Raw genomic sequence first — 266 nt, 5'->3', positions numbered from 1 at the left:
TGCTGAAAAACTCTTGGGCCGCGGTGACATGCTCTTTAAACCGATTGATGAAAACCATCCAGTCCGCTTGCAAGGTTCCTTTATATCCGATGATGATGTAGAAGCAATAGTTGGCTTTATCAAGGATCAGGCAGATGCAGATTATGATGAATCCTTTGATCCAGGTGAAGTGGCAGAAGGTGATGGCGATGCAGGTTTTGGTGATGCTGGAGGAGATCCACTTTTCAACGAAGCACGTGCCTTGGTAGTTGAGACACAAAAAGCCA

At 45.9% G+C, this 266-nt stretch carries 1 pseudogene; it reads left to right on the top strand.

Annotated elements, in window-relative coordinates:
* Positions 1-266 (top strand): annotated as a pseudogene (locus C1G53_RS13225) (cell division protein FtsK); the annotation flags it as partial.

It is taken from the genome of Streptococcus suis, from assembly GCF_002960445.1.
GTDB classification, from domain to species: Bacteria; Bacillota; Bacilli; order Lactobacillales; family Streptococcaceae; genus Streptococcus; species Streptococcus hyiners.
This window is presented reverse-complemented; position numbering and strand designations above follow the sequence as displayed.